Raw genomic sequence first — 15,943 nt, forward strand, 5'->3', positions numbered from 1 at the left:
TCATTGGAAGTGCAAAAATTACCCCTCTCGGGGCAATTTAGGATGGTTTGGACTGTAACTGTACTGACCTGAACTGAACCAAAATCAATCAGTGATTGTGTTGTCATTATTGTCGGCGGCAGCGGTATACCCGAAATTTGCGATCGTCGGCGACCGTCTCCACCCGTCCAAAACCACGTTCCAGTATAGGTTGATAACGCAAGAAGGCGTTGGCCACAATGGTGAGATCTCCTCCCTTGACGAGGTGGGCGGGGGCTGCGTCAAGAAACTGCTCGGTGGCGGCGTAGAAGGTGTTGAGCCCCGCATGGAAAGGGGGGTTGGAGATAATATGAGCAAATGGGCCGCTGATATCGGAGTAGACGTCGGAAGGATAGACCTCTCCTTTCACCCCATTGGCCGCCAGGGTCAATCGGCTGGACTCGAGGGCCAGCGCGTTAATATCGACCAGCTCCATATTCACGTTTGGATAGCGTTTGGCGATGGCGGCGCTGAGTACGCCGGCGCCACAGCCAAAGTCTAGGGTGCGTCCGGTAAGCGATGGCAGATGATCGATCAGTAACCGCGAACCTTGATCGAGTTCGGCGGCGCTGAACACACCAGGAAGTGCATGAACATGCAACACCTCCCCGCCCAGTTCATATTGGTAGTGACCGACCCACTGCTGGAGCGTAAAGGGGGGCACGTCGCGTTCCAGCACCCCGTGATAGAGCGAGGCGCGCCGCGCCGAATCGCGTTTGAGCGGCTTGTTGCCATAAGGGGCGAGCAGCTTGTCGGCCCCGTTGATCCCGCCGCGATTGTCGCCGGCCAGTAATAGATCGGCGTTTGGAAGCAGCTTAGGCGCGCACATGGCCAGCAGGTACTGCGCCTCCTGCTTGGCCTTGGGCAGCAGCAGCAGCAGGGCGTCATGCTGCACATCACTTTCCAGGCAGTGGCCAAATTGCAGGCGCCCGCCGAGCGTGGCGCTGTACTGGCGGTAATAGGCGTAATCGGTGGTAAAAACAGTGAGCTGCTCAACATGCGCCAGCAATAGCTGGGGCAGGCTATCTTCCAGCAGGCCGCAGACCAGCAGGCGTTTTCCGGCAAACAGTTCCAGGTTACGCAGCAGCATTTCGCTGACGTTGCTGAGTCTGGACATGGGCTCTCTCCTGAAATCGGTGGGGCTCGTATTATACATGTCCCGCCGCTATTGACATTTAAGGCCGCTTCCCAAAAGATGCGATGAGACATTTTTATGCAGGATCGGGTGATGTACGGCAAAGCGCTGAAACGAAAATCTGCCCAGGCACCGAAGAAATTCGGGCCAGCTTTCGTCTGCGCGTAATCCCCGAGTCCCGTTTTTTAATAGACCCCGGTTGCGCCTCAGGTGAACCGGGGTTTTGTTTTGTATTTCAAAATGCAGACAGAGCGAGGAGTCTTCATGTTTCAAGGATCGATTGTTGCCCTGATCACCCCGTTTCGGGACGGCCGGCTGGATGAAGAGGCGTTGCAGCGCCTGGTCGAGTGGCATGTGGAGCAGGGAACCCATGGCATTGTGCCGGTGGGCACCACGGGGGAGAGTCCGACCCTGAGTCATGACGAGCACTGCCGGCTCATCGAACTGGTGGTCAAGCAAGTCGCCGGCCGTATCCCGGTGATTGCCGGTGCTGGCTCGAATAACCCGGTTGAGGCGATCGAATACACCCGCCACGCCCAGCAGGCGGGGGCCGATGGTACCCTGCATGTGGCGGGTTACTACAACCGGCCGAATCAAGAGGGGCTCTACCACCACTTCAAGGCGGTGCACGATGCCACCGAGCTGCCCATCATCCTCTACAACATTCCGCCGCGCGCCATCGTCGACATCCAGCCGCAGACCATGGCTAGGCTGGCCGAGTTGCCGCGTATCGTCGGTGTGAAGGATGCCACCGGTGATCTCTCCCGCCCCTGGACTGAGCGCCAGCTGATCAAAAAGCCGTTTACCTGGCTTTCCGGTGAGGATGCGACCGCGGTGGCCTACAACATTGGTGGCGGCACCGGTTGCATCTCGGTCACGGCCAACGTGGCCCCCAAGCTGGTGGCCGAAGTGCAGAATCTGACCCTGGCCGGTCGTTGGGACGAAGCGCGTGAGCTGCAAGATCGCCTGATCCCGCTGCATCAGGCCATGTTTGCCGAGCCGAGCCCGGCCGGCGCCAAGTATGCCGCTTCTCTGCTTGGTTTCTGTACCGAAGAGTGTCGTCTGCCGGTGATGCCGCTCTCGGAGGCCACCCGCACCCGCATCCGTCAGGCCATGCAGGCGCTGGCGCTGATTGACTGATGCAGATAGCACAAGGGCCGCGCAAGCGGCCCTTGTTGCATTACCATCAGGCGGTCACCCGATGGCAGACAGTTAGTGTCGCAGACGACCAGCGGGACAATCGGGTGGTCGAGGCTGGCGTGACTTACTGTTCGTTGTTGTCGTCGTTGCGGGAGGGGCCGCCGTACGGGCGCTGGCCCATCGAGACGCGCGGCTTACGGGCGCGTTGGATGTTCACTTGCGGGCGACCGGTGTGCATGGCGATGGTCGAAATCTTGGCCTTGTAGACCAGCTGCTGGTTGCCGTGGGCGTCGGTGAGCAGCACGCTGTATTGGTCAAATCCGCTGATGGTGCCTTCCAGCTTGATACCACTGACCAGGAAGATAGCGACTTGACTGCGGTTCTTGCGCAGCCAGTTGAGGGCGGAGTCCTGACCGTTGCCGAGCGAGAAAGCCTGCTCGATCGTGGCGTAGCTGGGGGATTCAGTTGTCATAAGTTATTGTCCCGCGGAAAAATGAGGTGGCGTCTGATTGTGCAAAATGGCCTGTGCCTTGTCAAAGCCATTCTCGGTGGGCTAGTCTGGCGGGCGCAGGACTGCAATAATCCTCTCTCTTGAATTGTGCCTGAATGCAGAGGCTCTCCTTGTCTGTTGATCGATCCGTTTCCCCGACCTCCTATCGGCACGATGCCTGCGCCTGTGGCGAATGTGATCTGCTGATCCCGGCGACCGAGCTGGCTGAGGGGGAGTCGCTTGCGTGTTCACGTTGCGGGCATCTGCAGTCCCGTCATCTGCCTCACTCCCGGGTTCGTCCGCTGGCCTTCGGCCTCGCCACCCTAGTGATGTTTGTGCTGTGCAACAGCTTCACCTTCATGGCGTTTTCCAGTCACGGGCTGGGTCGGGAGATGACCTTCCTGCAAACCATCACGACCTTGGTGGATGCGGGCTACCTGTTTCTGGCCGTGGTGCTGAGTGTCACCCTGATTGGTTTTCCTCTGGTCTACATTGGCTCAGTCATGCTGGTGGTGTGGCGGCTGGACAAGTCACTGCATCCCCACGCCATGCGTTCACTCGGGCGCCTGCTGTGCCGGATCCGCCCTTGGTTGATGGTGGATGTGTTCCTCATCGGAGTGCTCATCTCGCTGGTCAAGCTGATGGGGATGGCGGATGTCTCCATGGGGCTCGGTTTCTGGGCCTTTGTGGGCTACTCCATCATGCTGGTGCTGACCATCTCCAGCCTCGATACCCATTGGTTGTGGCAGCAGTTGTTTGGCCACGTTGAGGTGGCCCTGCCCGAGCAAGGTGCCGTGACCGCTCGGGAGGCGGGGTTGGTTGGCTGCCATATCTGTGGAGCGCTCAATCAGGAAGGGGAAAATCGGTGCCAGCGCTGCGGCGATCACCTGCACAGTCGCAAGCCGGGTGGGTTACAGCGCACCCTGGCGCTGCTCATCACCTCCGCCATTCTCTATATTCCGGCCAATATCTACCCCATCATGGACACTGTGTTCCTCGGCGATGACAGCCCTTCGACCATTCTTGGCGGGGTGGTGTTGCTGTGGGCGCTCGGCTCCTATCCGATCGCAGCGGTGATCTTCATCGCCAGCGTCATGGTGCCGCTGGCTAAGCTGATCGCCCTGTTCTGGCTGTGCTGGCAGGTGGGGGCTGGCAAGGCCCATTCACCGTTGGCCAAGCTCAAGCTTTATCGTCTTACCGAATTTGTCGGGCGCTGGTCGATGATCGATGTGTTTGTGGTGGCCATCCTGGCCGGCCTCATCCGCCTCGATAATCTGATGACCATCTATCCGGGACCGGCCGCCGTCTCCTTCGCTGGTGTGGTGATCATCACCATGGTGGCGGCGATGACGTTCGATCCGCGTCTGATCTGGGATCTTCAAGAAGGAGAACAAAAACTTGAGTGAACGCAAGTTGCGCTGGAAAGCCGGCTCCGATTTCATGAGCTCGGCCGCCGCCATCTGGATGGTGCCACTGGCGGCGCTGCTGATCGGGGGCTGGATGCTGTTGCAGCACTGGTATCAGCAGGGGCCCTTGGTCACCCTGACCGTGGAGCGGGCCGAGGGCATCGTAGCGGGCAAGACGCCGATCCGCTCGCGTGAGGTGGATGTGGGGCGGGTGGAGAGCGTTGAGCTGAGCGAGGACTTCAGTCACGCCATCCTACGGGCCCGGATCAACAAGCAGGCCGCCGATATGCTGCGCGAAGACAGCCTGTTCTGGGTCGTCAAGCCGCGGGTGGGGCGTGAGGGGATTTCGGGCCTCGGTACCCTGCTCTCCGGCTCCTACATCGAACTCTCGCCGGGTAAGAAGGGGCGCGCCCAGGATCACTACCAGATCCAGGAGACGCCGCCGCTCTCTTCGCTCGGTCAGAAAGGGTTGCACCTGACGCTGACCAGCCGCGAGACCCGAGCGCTTGGGGTGGGCTCTCCCATCCAATATCAGGGCTTTGGCATCGGTCAGGTGGAGAAGGTCAACTTCCTGCCGGAGAAGGCCATGATGGAGTATCAGATCTTCGTCAAAGCGCCCTATGACACCCTGGTGAGCAGCAACAGCCGTTTCTGGATGACCCCAGGCTTCGAGGTTTCCCTCAACAGCGACGGAATGAAAGTGAAGATGGACTCGCTGGAGACTCTGCTCGATGGGGGCATCACCATGGGGCTGCCCGATGGCTGGAGTGTTGGTGAACCGGTGGCGGACAACAGCAGCTTCACCCTATTTAAGGATCAGGCCAGCGTGCTGGAGGGGAACTTCGATCAGTACATCAACTATGTGTTCCTGTTTGAAGACAGCCTAGCCGGTCTGCATCCAGGCTCGGCGGTGGAGTATCGCGGCGTTCGGGTGGGTACCGTCATTTCGGCCCCCTATATCCTGGACGACAAGATCTACAGCACCTTCAACCAGCGTTCCATTCCCGTACTGGCCCGTATCGAGGTGCAGCGGCTGAGCCAGCGTTACGCCGATGCCGATCACGACAAGTGGAAGAGTGTTTTCGAAGAGCAGTTCAAGCAGGGGCTGCGAGCCAGCCTGAAAACCTCCAACCTGCTGACCGGCGGCAAGATCATCGATCTCAACTTCTATAACGAGGTGCCAAGCTACGTGGCCAAGACCATCAAGAAAACGCCGGTCTTCCCGAGCGTCAGCGCCGGGCTGGATCAGATAGAGCGCAAGGTGAACAAGATCCTCGACAAGTTTGCCGACATGGATATCGAGACGACTCTGACCCAGGTCAATCAGACCCTGGTCACCCTAGAGAAGACTCTCGGCAGCGTGCGGGCGGTGAGCAACAATCTGGACAAGCTGACTGGCGAGCCCCAGACCCAGCAGATCCCGGCCTCGCTCAACCAGAGTTTGCAGCAGTTGCAGCAGACGTTGCAGGGCTATGACGGCGACTCACGCACCCATCGTGAATTGCAAAAATCGATTCAGAGTCTGAATCAGATGATGCGCGAGCTACAGCCTCTGGTGCGTTCACTCAACGAACAGCCGAGCGCACTGATCTTCGATCGCAACTATCGTCCTGACCCCGAGCCCAAGCGAGGTGCCCAATGATCCGTCGCCCCTTCATCCTGTTGCTGGCCCTTGGGCTGATGGCCTGTAGTAGCACGCCGCCGGCCATCCACTACTACAGCCTGACTCAGGGGGCCGGCACGACCGCCAGTGGTGGCGTGCCGCAGCATGAATTGCGGTTTGCCCCGCTGGTGCTCTCCGACCAAATTGACAGCATTAATCTGGTCTATGAGCTGCAAGGGCAGGAGTTGCAGTTTGCCGAGCGTCATCGCTGGGCGGGCACCCTGGATAACCAGCTCGAACAGTTCACCCTGGAGGGGCTCAGTGCCCGCCTGCCGGGCTGGGTGGTGCGCGAAGAGGGTGGCGAGGGGAACCGTCTTGCCATCCGGATCCAGCAGTTTGGCGGCCGCTTTGATGGCAAGGCAGTGGTGAGCGGGCGCTGGCGCCTGACCGCGCCCGATGGCAAGGTGCTGCTGGAACGCCCTTTCCGTGAAGAGCGAGCACTGCCTGCCGATGGTTACAGCGCCTTGGTGAGTGAGCTTTCGCTCGGCTGGGGTAAGGTGCTAGATGGGATCGCCCATGAGGTGGCTCGCCACTGACGCTAAGGTTGTGCATGAAAAAGCCGGGCGAAAGCCCGGCTTTTTTGTCGCCAATGGATTACGGCTGGGCTTCTGCCACACCTTGCACGTGTACCTCGACCCGGCGATCCGGAGCCAGGCAGACGATCAGCTCCTTACGGTTGCGGCTGGTGCAGCTCTCCCCTGTGACCGGCGAGGCCTTGCCCCGTCCTTCGACGGCGACCTTGTCGGCCGGCAGCCCCTTGCTCACGAGGTAGCTGGCCACGCTCTGGGCTCGCTTCTCAGACAGGCTCTGGTTGTAGGCATCGGCGCCGAGACGGTCGGTATAACCGATCACGGTGGCGGTGCCATCTTTCGGCCGTTCCGCCTTGAGCTGTTCATACAGCGAATCGAGGGCGGTATACCCTTCCGGCTTGAGGGTGTGCTTGTTGAAATCAAACAGCACGTCGGCGCTCAGGGTGAACTGCTTGTCGACGACCTCGGGTGCCGGCGCTGGTGCTGGCAGGGGGGCTGCGACCATGGGGGCGGCTTGCCCGAAACGATAGAGAATACCGAGCGAGAGCAGGCCGTTGTCGAACTGTACATGAGTATCATCGTCGTGATCCTTACCAAGCGGCGTGGTGTACTGATACTCGAGGCGGGCGGCCCAGTCGCGGTCGATGGCGTACTCGGCCCCCAGTGCCGCGACGAAGGCCCCACCGTTGTAGTGCTGGTGGATATCGCGGTTGGCGGTCCAGGCATAAGCGCCACCCAGGCGGGTGTAGAGATCCCAACTCGGGCTGACCGGTAGGCCGAGTTTCATGGTGAGCTGTGCCAGTTGAGAGCGAACGCGATAGTCATCGCTCACATTATCGAGCTGGTACTTGAACTGGCCGAGCCAGTCATAGCCCAGCTCGAAGCCGACGTTCTGGTTTAGTTGATAACCGACGAAGGCGCCGGCACCGAAGTCATCGTTCTTCTCGTCGGTGACGCTGAAGTTGTTCTTCACCGTGTTGGCGTAATCGACGCCGTAGAAGTTGGACCAGCCGGCTTTGGCGCCGGCATACCAGGTGTTGTCTTGACCGGCGGCCTGTACCGAGGCGGCGCAGATACCCGACAACAGGATTGCCACTACTGTCTTTTTCATAGGTTGCCTCTGCATTGCATCTGGTTGCTGTCTGCGCCGGGTGAGGGCGCATGCCCACGACCATGATCGGGGGGCCGAAAAAGTGTAGTTGCAATTTTTCTAGGTCGCGGCTTCCACTGGGCCCTGTGGATAAAAAAGAGGCGCCTTTGGCGCCTCTTTTATGCATGCGTATGGGTGACTCAACCTGCTCGCAACCGGGTCATCTTGAAGCTGCGTTCCGCCTGGCTGACCTTGTAGAGATAGCGGCGCGACTCGGCCGAGGGGTGCTGCTCGGTCAGCACTTGATAGACCTGCTGCGGTGAAAGCTGGTTGATGATGCTCGGCGCGGCGTTGCGATCGCTGGCAAAGGTGCGCAGCACGCTGCCAGCCCCACCGTTGTAGGCGGAGATCACCGAGTAGCGGCGCGATACTGGATCCTGAATGTCGGCCAGGTAGACGCTCTGCAACAGGTGCAGATAGGCGGTACCGATATCGATGTTGTAGGCCGGGTTGAAGAGATCCTCGCGGGTCGGCTGGCCATACTTGCCCTTGACGCGCACATAGACATCGCGACCGGCGGTGGCCGGGATCACCTGCATCAGGCCATAGGCGTTGGAGCTGCTCACCGCGTAGGGGTTGAAGCTGCTCTCGGTCTTGATCACCGCATAGATGAGGCTCTCGGGGACGCCGTATTTGCTCGATGCCTGACGGATCAGATTGGCGTACTTGTAGCCGCGTCGATCGACGTGGTTGGCCACCATGGGGATGTCGACGTAGTAGATGGAGCGGATCCCCAGGGTGCGCTTTTTCAGTGCGGTGTTGAGCAGGTGATCGGCATAGCGCTCGGCCCGCCACTTGAAGCGGATCGGCTGGCGCTGGTTGTCGAGCACCTGACCGTAGAGGAAGGGATCGCTGCCCGGGATTATCTCGCGATCCGAGTAGAGATCGACCTCGGCCGGATCGTCCGGGGTGAGCAGGGTCTCGATGATGGCGCGGCGCAGGTGCTGGCGCGGCTCCAGTGTCGAGACGGTCTCTATCTGCACCAGACCGCCGTTGAAGTCGATGTGGGCGCGGCTCTGATACTGATCCGTGTACTTGACGTAGTCGAACTTACCGGCGAACAGGGCCTCGCGGCCCCAGATCTCGTTCACGTTGTGGGCCAAGGCGCTGATCATGTGCTCGAAGCCGCGCACATCCTTGCCATTGACCAGATCGTCATCGTTGGCCGGTTTCTTCGGGGCGGAGGAGCAGGCTCCCAGCAGCATTGCCGCCGCCAGCAGCCAGAAGAGGCGAATCATGATGGGCCGTTACTCACTGGCTGGGCGGTGTGTAACCGTCGATCTGGACGTCAGCGCCCTCGAACAGGTAGTTCACCATCTCCTTTTCCAACAGCTGGCGGTGTTCGAGGTTCATCATGTTGAGCTTCTTCTCATTGATCAGCATCACCTGCTTCTTCTGCCAGTCGGCCCAGGCTTCTTTGCTGATGTTGTCGAAGATGCGCTTGCCGAGCTCACCCGGATAGAGCTGGAAATCGAGGCCGGGGGCCTCTTTCTTCAGGCGCTGGCAGAAAATGATACGACTCATGCGGACCTCTGTATGGCTAGTTCAGGGTAGGCGAGCAGACGCTGGGTCGCGGCTGCCAGTCCCACCTCGTCGGGGTGGCGTAAGTTATACCAGAGAGCGCTATCCCCTTCCATGATGCCGACAGGGGGGAGTGTGGTGAGTGTCAGCATAAAAGGGCGGATATCGAGATGAAAGTGGCTGAACGTGTGACGAAAGCCATCCAGCTCACGCAGTTGCTGCGGGGCCAGCCCGAGCTCACTCACCCGCTCCTCGAGCTGGCGCGTGTTGTCAAACTGGGGAAAGCAGTAGAGGCCGCCCCAGATCCCCTGGGGTGGGCGCTGCTCGAGCCAGACCCTGTCGCCATGGCGTAGCAACAGGAAGAAGCCGGTACGCTCCGGCGTGGTCTTCTTCGGCTTACCTTGGGGGTAGCGGGTGGGATTCCCCTCCTGGCGCCCCTGGCAGTCTGCCTGAACCGGGCAGAGTTCGCACTTTGGCTTGCTGCGGGTGCAGAGGGTGGCGCCTATGTCCATCATGGCCTGGTTGTACTGCTGCACCCCTTGGGAGGGGGTGAGGCGGATGGCCACCTCCCACAGGGCGTTTTCCACCGCTTTCTGGCCGGGCCAACCCCCTAGGGCCAGCCAGCGGGTGAGCACCCGCTTCACGTTGCCGTCGAGGATGGCGTGAGGTTGGCCGAGGGAGAAAGAGAGAATCGCGCCGGCGGTGGAGCGTCCGATGCCGGGCAGCGCCATCACCTGCTCGATGCGCTCGGGGAAGAGGCCGTCGTGCTGGTCGCGGATCTGCTGCGCCGCTTTGTGCAGGTTGCGGGCGCGGGCGTAGTAGCCAAGGCCGGTCCAGTGATGCAGCACCTCATCGAGCGGGGCATCGGCCAGGGCCAGCACGTCAGGAAAGCGGGCCATGAAGCGCTCGTAATAGGGAATGACCGTGGCCACCTGGGTCTGTTGCAGCATGATCTCTGACACCCAGACCCGGTAGGGGGTCTTGTTCTGCTGCCAGGGGAGGGTCTTACGACCCGAGTGTTCGTACCACTCCAGCACACGGCTGGCGAAGGTCGCTTGATTCACGAAACCGTCCATCTTGTCGGGGTGATAAAGGCGTGGGGGCCCGCTCGGGGCCCCAGATGGTTTAACCGTTCCAGTCCTGCAAGGCCTTGAGGCTGGCCCGCTGACCACTTATATCGAGGATTAGCCGCTCCTGCTCGATGGCGACTATGGTAACGCCGGGGGCGATCTGGCTCCCCTGATGCAGCTCGCGGCCATTGAGGATGACGCTGCGCTTGGCAGGATTGGAGGAGTAGACGTGCGAGCCGTAGCTCAGGCGCGGCACCTGTTGCAGCTGCGCCATGGGCAGGGCGGCCAGCGGTGGTGTGCCGTCTAGCTGCGGGGCGCTGCGGGGAGCCGGCTCCCCCTGCGGCGTATTGCCCACCGCCTGGGCGAAGCGCCGTGCCAGCTCGGGTGAGACGCCACTCAGATCAAAGCCAGGCAGAGAAGGGGTTTGGGCCGTCGCCGCCGGGCGCTGGCGCGGCTCCGGCTTGGGCAGGGGCGGTGGCAGCGGCTCGGTCTCCATCTCGCGGGGCTCGACCCGCACGAAGGGCGGCGTCACCTTGTGGGTGACCTCCACCTTCTTCTCGATCGGCTTGTTGTTGAACCAATGCCAGCCGTAGTTGGCGCCGGCGCCGAGCAGCGGGGCCAGCAGTGCCAGCAGGGGCCAGATCCAGCGTGGCGTGGTCGGCTCGGGGCGGCTGGACAGCCCCATGGCCGGGATGAAGGGCGCTTGGGCCGGGGCCTCGGCACGGCGCAGTGCGTTGAGCAGGGTCGACATCAGGAGGCCTCCTCGAGTGTGGGCATCGGCTCACCGGCGATGATGTTGAGGCGCAGCAGGGTGTTGGCTCCGGCAATGCCGTCGGCAGAGAGGCCCGCGCGCTTTTGGAACTGTTCCACCTTGCGCTTGAGCTCGGCGTCGAAACGGCTCACCTTGCGCGGGGCCTGCTTGAGGGCCTTGCTGACCGCGTTCTCGAGCCACTGCGCCTGGGGCTGGCCGGCTCCGTTACCGATGACGGCGCTGCCCTTGGGCAGGCGCCACAGCAGGGTGTACTCCCCATCCCAGTGTTGGTTGAGCCAGTCGCGCTCCACGTTCCAGCTCTGTTCGCCGATGAGCAGGTAAGCCTGCTCGGCACTGAGGTTGACCAAGGTGGCGTAGTAGCGGCTTCCCTTCTCCCCCTTGAGGGTGATTTGGGCCGGGTGTTGCATCTTGGCCATCTCATCGAGCGAGGCGTTGCCACTTAGGCAGCGCAGCCCGGCCCGCTCGGCTTCGCTGCAACTGGCCTCTTCCGGCTCGGGCTCAAAGCCCCAGACCCGATAGAGATTTTGTAGTGCCAGCGATGGGTCGTAGGCCTGACCGATGGCTTCACTCAGTTGCTCTTGCTGCTCCGGGGTTTCATCGACCGTGACCGGCACCTCGACCTTGACCACGGGGCGCACTGGCAACACGCCGAAGTGCTGCCAGCCGAACCAGCCGGCGGCCACCAGCAGGGCGCCGGCGGCGGTCACGGCCAGGCCGCCGAGCCAGCTGCCGTCATCGCGCTGGCCGGTCACCTCGAACGAGGCTTGGCTGATATCGCGGCCACTGACCCTGTGCTCCCCTCTGGCGTAGGCCGCCAGCATGGCGCGATCGCAGATGAGGTTGATGAGGCGCGGAATACCGCCGCTCAGGCGGTGCAGTACCGTCACGGCCTTGGCGCTGAAGATAGGTTGCACACAGCCGGCGATTTGCAGGCGGAAACGCACATAGGCATCGACGTCGCTGCGGGTCAGCGGCAGCAGGTGGTAGCGGGCCGTGATGCGTTGGGCGAGCTGGCGCAGCAGGGGCTGGCGCAGCATCTGCTGCAATTCGGGCTGGCCGATGAGCACCACCTGCAACAGCTTTTTCTCGTCGGTTTCGAGGTTGGTGAGCAGCCGCAACTGTTCGAGCACGTCTGGCATCAGGTGCTGCGCCTCATCGATCAACACCACGCTGCGCTTGCCGTTGGCCAGATTGGCCAGCAGATGGTCACGGATGAGATCGAACAACACCTTGAGGCCGGCATCCGGCGCATAAGAGAGGTGGTACTCGTCGCAGATGGCGGCCAGCAGATCCCGCTCGGTCAGCGAGGGGTTGAGGATGTAGGCGATCTCGGTGCCTTCCGGCAACTGTTGCAGCAGGCAGCGCGAAACCGTGGTCTTGCCGGTGCCCACCTCGCCGGTCAGCAGCACAAAGCCACCGCCATCTTGCAGGCCGTAGACCAGATGGGCGAGTGCCTCTCCATGACGCTCGCTCATATAGAGGTACTTGGGATTGGGCGAGATGGAGAACGGTGCCTCCACTAGGCCGAAGAAGTGGGTGTACATAGGGGATCATTCCGTTGTGTTGGCCGGCAGGTTAAAACGCGCGCCTCGGGATGTCAAAGACCCGGGTCACGCTGGCCGTAGAATCGGTATAATCGCACCATCAAGCGAGAAGGAGAGTGATTTGCAAGTCTATCTGGTGGGGGGGGCGGTCCGCGACCGTTTGCTCGGTCTGCCCGGCGGGGATCGGGATCATGTGGTGGTGGGGGCAACGGTGCAGCAGATGCTGGATCTGGGCTACCAGCAGGTGGGCCGCGATTTTCCGGTATTTCTGCATCCCAAGACCCAGGAGGAGTATGCCCTGGCCCGCACCGAGCGCAAGCAGGGCCACGGCTACACCGGCTTTGTCTGCCATGCGGCGCCCGACGTGACCTTGCAGCAAGATCTGCTGCGGCGCGATCTTACCGTCAACGCCATCGCCGAGGATGAGCATGGCCAGCTGCACGACCCCTATGGCGGTCAGGCCGATCTCGAGGCCAGGGTGCTGCGCCACGTCTCGCCTGCGTTTTGTGAAGATCCGCTGCGGGTGCTGCGGGTGGCGCGTTTTGCCGCCCGCTTCCATGCCCAGGGCTTTACCATTGCCCCTGAGACGCAGGCATTGATGCGGCAGATGACGGCGGCCGGTGAGCTGGCCCACCTGACCCCGGAGCGAGTGTGGAAGGAGATGGAGAAGGTGCTGCTTGGCCCCAGCCCGCGAGTCTTCTTCGAGGTGCTGCGTGAGTGCGGCGCCCTCAAGGTGCTGCTGCCCGAGGTCGATGCCCTCTATGGGGTGCCGGCACCGGCCAAGTGGCACCCGGAGGTCGACACTGGCCTGCACACCATGCTGGTGCTCGATCAGGCCTGCCTTCTCTCGCCGGCGCTTACGGTGCGCTTTGCCGCGCTCTGCCACGATCTTGGCAAGGGGCTGACGCCGCCAGCCTTTTGGCCGAGCCATCACGGTCATGGTCAGAAGGGATTGCCGCTGATCCGCGCCCTGTGCGAGCGATTGCGGGTGCCCAACGATTGTCGCGATCTGGCGCTGCTGGTGAGCGATCTGCACACCCACATCCACATCGCTTTCGAGCTCAAGCCATCGACCCTGCTGAAGGTGTTCGACAAGGCCGATGCCTGGCGCCGGCCGGAGCGTTTTGCCGAGTTGCTCGATGCTTGCCGCGCCGATTTTTACGGGCGCACCGGCTTTGAGGAGAAGGTCTACAGCCAGCCTGACTACGTAGCCGAGGCGCTGGCGGCCGCGGCGGCGGTGCCGGTCAAGGCTATCGTCGATGCCGGTTTCAAGGGGGAGGCGATCCGCGAGCAGTTGGCCAAGCGCCGGGTGGATGCCATCAGCCGGGTGCGCGACGAGTGGACCTACGATCTGCCGTGACGCGCCGCTGAAGATAAAAAAGCCCGGGCAGTGCCCGGGCTTTTTGCTACGTGAAGCTTAAGAGAAGAAAAAGCGCAGCACGTAGAAGATGATGATGGCGAGGATGGCTCCTGCCGGCAGGGTGATGATCCAGGAGACCACGATGTTGCGCAGCACGCCGAGGTTCAGTGCCGCGATACCGCGGGCCAGACCGACCCCCATGACCGCGCCCACCAGGGTCTGGGTGGTGGAGATGGGCAGGCCGGTGCCAGAGGCGATCACCACGGTGGCGGCGGTCGCCAGTTGAGCAGCGAAGCCGCGGCTCGGGGTGAGGTGGGTGATGCCGGTGCCGACGGTGGCCATCACCTTCTCGCCCATGGTGGCCAGACCGATGACGATGCCGATGCCGCCGAGGGGCAGGATCCACCATGCGATGTGGGAGCTGCCGCCAATCTCGCCGCCGGCCGCCACGATGGACGCCACGGCGGAGAGCGGGCCGATGGCGTTGGCCACGTCGTTGGAGCCGTGGGCAAAGGCCATGGCACAGGCGGTGATGATCATCAGGATGCCGAACACCTTCTCGACGTTGGCATAGTGCATCTTGCTGTCATCCTGCGGGTTGTAGCGTTGACCGCGGATGTAGAGCCAGCCGGCGATCGCCACCAGTACCGAGATGAGCACCGAGAGCATGGCCCCTTCCACATCGGTCAGGTGCAGACCGACATGGGTCAGCCCCTTCTTGATGGTCACCAAGCAGATCACCAGGGAGGTGAGGAACATGTAGAAGGGGACGTAGCGCTTGGCGTTGCTGAGCGGATCTTCGGTGTTGAAGATGAGCTTCTGCACGCTGATGAACATGAAGTAGGCGATGAGACCGGAGAGGGCCGGTGTCACGACCCAGGAGCCGACGATGCCGCCGAACTTGCTCCACTGCACCGATTCCGGCCCGATGCTGACCACGCCGAAACCGACAATGGCGCCGACGATGGAGTGGGTGGTGGAGACAGGCCAGCCAAAGTAGGAGGCGACGATGAGCCAGGCACCGGCGGCCAGCAGGGAGGAGATCATGCCGAGCACCAGTAGATCCGGTGTATCGACGAAGGAGCCGGGATCGATGATGCCGTTGCGGATGGTGGCGGTGACCTCGCCCCCGGCCAGATAAGCGCCGGCGAATTCGAAGATCATGGCGATGATGATGGCCTGACGGATGGTCAGTGACTTGGTCCCGACCGAGGTACCCATGGCGTTGGCCACATCATTGGCACCAATACCCCAAGCCATCAGGAAGCCGAACACGGCCGCGATGAGCACCAGGGTGGTGCCATAGTTCGCAATAATATCCATTCGTGTCTACCAGTCAGTGGATTAAGAACGAGCCAGCATGAGTTCGAGGCGGGCGCCGACGCGCTCGGCCTGATCTGCCAGATCTCCTACCCATTCAAGGATCTTGTACAGGAACATGACATCGATCGGGTTGTACTGCTGCTCCACGGATTGGAGCTTCTGACGCAGACCGATCTGCATGGTGTCCGTATCGTCCTCGATCAAATCCAGCTGATGGATCATTTCGGCAACCAGTTCGACTTCACGTCCCTTGAAGCCAGTTTCGAGCAGTTCATCGAGTTCATCGATGGCCTTCTCGGCCTGGGCGGTCGCATCGATACAGCGTTTGAGATAGGCCATGAAGTCGGCCCGCATCTCGGGGGGGAATTCCATGTTACGGCCAAGCATGCGGCCGGAAATGTCCTTGGCACGGTTGGCGATTTTGTCTTGCTGGGTCAATAGCTCCAGCAGGTCGGTACGCGCGACCGGCATGAACAGACCGCGCGGCAGCTTGAGGCGGATCTCACGCTTGAGCACGTCGGCTTCTTTTTCAAGTTGGGAGATACGGGCGCGGATTTGTGCGGCCTCTTCCCACTTGCCTTCGGCGACGGCATCGAAGAAGGGGACGAGCTGTTCGCAGCAGGTGTGTACCTTGGCGATATGCTTCTGCAGCGGCTTGATGGGGGACTTGGCAAAGAGCCCCAGGATAGTATTTACTGGCATAGCCAAACCTGTGTCGGTGAAAAAACACGCGATACGTTATTGTGAGGGGCGCATGGTAACCGAACTATTGTTCCAATAAAACCGTGAATTCCCCGCCATCGCGTACTGGCCATTATATG

At 61.5% G+C, this 15,943-nt stretch carries 15 protein-coding genes; 5 read left to right on the forward strand and 10 right to left on the reverse strand.

The features are described 5' to 3' along the window. Positions 1 to 106: 106 nt before the first annotated feature. Complete coding sequence (rsmC, locus tag FE240_RS01780) at positions 107 to 1,135, reverse strand: 16S rRNA (guanine(1207)-N(2))-methyltransferase RsmC (RefSeq protein ID WP_193003139.1); 1,029 nt, start codon at positions 1,133 to 1,135, stop codon at positions 107 to 109. A 282-nt stretch (positions 1,136 to 1,417) separates the two neighbouring features. Between rsmC and dapA the strand changes: the two genes are divergently transcribed. Next, the gene (gene dapA, locus FE240_RS01785) at positions 1,418 to 2,293 is read left to right on the forward strand and encodes a 4-hydroxy-tetrahydrodipicolinate synthase (protein WP_193003140.1); all 876 of its coding nucleotides are present in this window, start codon (positions 1,418 to 1,420) and stop codon (positions 2,291 to 2,293) included. Between the two features lie 124 nt (positions 2,294 to 2,417). On the opposite strand, the gene hfq is transcribed toward dapA, so the two are convergent. Beyond that, positions 2,418 to 2,765 (reverse strand): RNA chaperone Hfq, encoded by a 348-nt coding sequence (gene hfq / locus FE240_RS01790; protein ID WP_193003141.1) that lies wholly within the window; start codon positions 2,763 to 2,765, stop codon positions 2,418 to 2,420. Positions 2,766 to 2,914: 149 nt separating this feature from the next. On the opposite strand from hfq, the gene FE240_RS01795 reads away from it, so the two are divergent. From FE240_RS01795 to FE240_RS01805, 3 genes are read left to right on the forward strand one after another with little or no spacing between them, the layout of a single operon-like run. After that, entirely contained in the window at positions 2,915 to 4,189 is a 1,275-nt protein-coding gene (locus FE240_RS01795; RefSeq protein WP_226798939.1) for a paraquat-inducible protein A, read from the forward strand. Beyond that, positions 4,182 to 5,831 carry an intermembrane transport protein PqiB gene (gene pqiB, locus FE240_RS01800; RefSeq protein WP_193003143.1) on the forward strand — a complete coding sequence of 550 codons (1,650 nt, stop codon included), beginning with the start codon at positions 4,182 to 4,184 and terminating at the stop codon, positions 5,829 to 5,831. Before FE240_RS01795 ends, pqiB begins: the two co-directional genes overlap by 8 nt. After that, positions 5,828 to 6,388 (forward strand): PqiC family protein, encoded by a 561-nt coding sequence (locus FE240_RS01805; protein ID WP_193003144.1) that lies wholly within the window; start codon positions 5,828 to 5,830, stop codon positions 6,386 to 6,388. The genes pqiB and FE240_RS01805 overlap by 4 nt, the downstream gene beginning before the upstream one ends. Positions 6,389 to 6,446: 58 nt before the next feature. On the opposite strand, the gene ompA is transcribed toward FE240_RS01805, so the two are convergent. From ompA to FE240_RS01835, 6 genes are all read right to left on the reverse strand, one after another. After that, the gene (ompA, locus tag FE240_RS01810; RefSeq protein ID WP_193003145.1) at positions 6,447 to 7,493 is read right to left on the reverse strand and encodes a porin OmpA; all 1,047 of its coding nucleotides are present in this window, start codon (positions 7,491 to 7,493) and stop codon (positions 6,447 to 6,449) included. A 179-nt stretch (positions 7,494 to 7,672) separates the two neighbouring features. Further along, the gene (gene mltC, locus FE240_RS01815) at positions 7,673 to 8,770 is read right to left on the reverse strand and encodes a membrane-bound lytic murein transglycosylase MltC (protein ID WP_193003146.1); all 1,098 of its coding nucleotides are present in this window, start codon (positions 8,768 to 8,770) and stop codon (positions 7,673 to 7,675) included. Positions 8,771 to 8,783: 13 nt separating this feature from the next. Continuing rightward, positions 8,784 to 9,056: an oxidative damage protection protein gene (locus FE240_RS01820; RefSeq protein ID WP_042045557.1), complete on the reverse strand. Its 273-nt coding sequence runs from the start codon at positions 9,054 to 9,056 to the stop codon at positions 8,784 to 8,786. Further along, positions 9,053 to 10,117 carry an A/G-specific adenine glycosylase gene (mutY, locus tag FE240_RS01825; RefSeq protein WP_226798941.1) on the reverse strand — a complete coding sequence of 355 codons (1,065 nt, stop codon included), beginning with the start codon at positions 10,115 to 10,117 and terminating at the stop codon, positions 9,053 to 9,055. The genes FE240_RS01820 and mutY overlap by 4 nt, the downstream gene beginning before the upstream one ends. 61 nt (positions 10,118 to 10,178) lie before the next feature. Then, positions 10,179 to 10,874: a type II secretion system assembly factor GspB gene (gene gspB / locus FE240_RS01830; protein WP_193003148.1), complete on the reverse strand. Its 696-nt coding sequence runs from the start codon at positions 10,872 to 10,874 to the stop codon at positions 10,179 to 10,181. Continuing rightward, a complete protein-coding gene (locus tag FE240_RS01835) occupies positions 10,874 to 12,439 on the reverse strand; it encodes an ExeA family protein (RefSeq protein WP_193003149.1) in 1,566 nt (521 codons plus the stop codon). The genes gspB and FE240_RS01835 overlap by 1 nt, the downstream gene beginning before the upstream one ends. A gap of 121 nt (positions 12,440 to 12,560) precedes the next feature. On the opposite strand from FE240_RS01835, the gene FE240_RS01840 reads away from it, so the two are divergent. Continuing rightward, positions 12,561 to 13,799, forward strand: a complete 1,239-nt coding sequence (locus FE240_RS01840; protein WP_193003150.1) for a multifunctional CCA addition/repair protein — start codon at positions 12,561 to 12,563, stop codon at positions 13,797 to 13,799. A gap of 57 nt (positions 13,800 to 13,856) precedes the next feature. Here the strand turns inward: FE240_RS01840 and FE240_RS01845 are convergent, their stop codons facing one another. Both FE240_RS01845 and FE240_RS01850 read right to left on the reverse strand, forming a co-directional pair. Beyond that, on the reverse strand, positions 13,857 to 15,122 hold the full coding sequence (locus FE240_RS01845; RefSeq protein WP_193003151.1) for an inorganic phosphate transporter: 1,266 nt from the start codon (positions 15,120 to 15,122) through the stop codon (positions 13,857 to 13,859). 21 nt (positions 15,123 to 15,143) lie between these two features. Then, a complete protein-coding gene (locus FE240_RS01850; protein WP_042045548.1) occupies positions 15,144 to 15,824 on the reverse strand; it encodes a TIGR00153 family protein in 681 nt (226 codons plus the stop codon). Between the last annotated feature and the right edge of the window lie 119 nt (positions 15,825 to 15,943).

The organism is Aeromonas simiae (assembly GCF_014892695.1).
GTDB classification, from domain to species: Bacteria; Pseudomonadota; Gammaproteobacteria; order Enterobacterales; family Aeromonadaceae; genus Aeromonas; species Aeromonas simiae.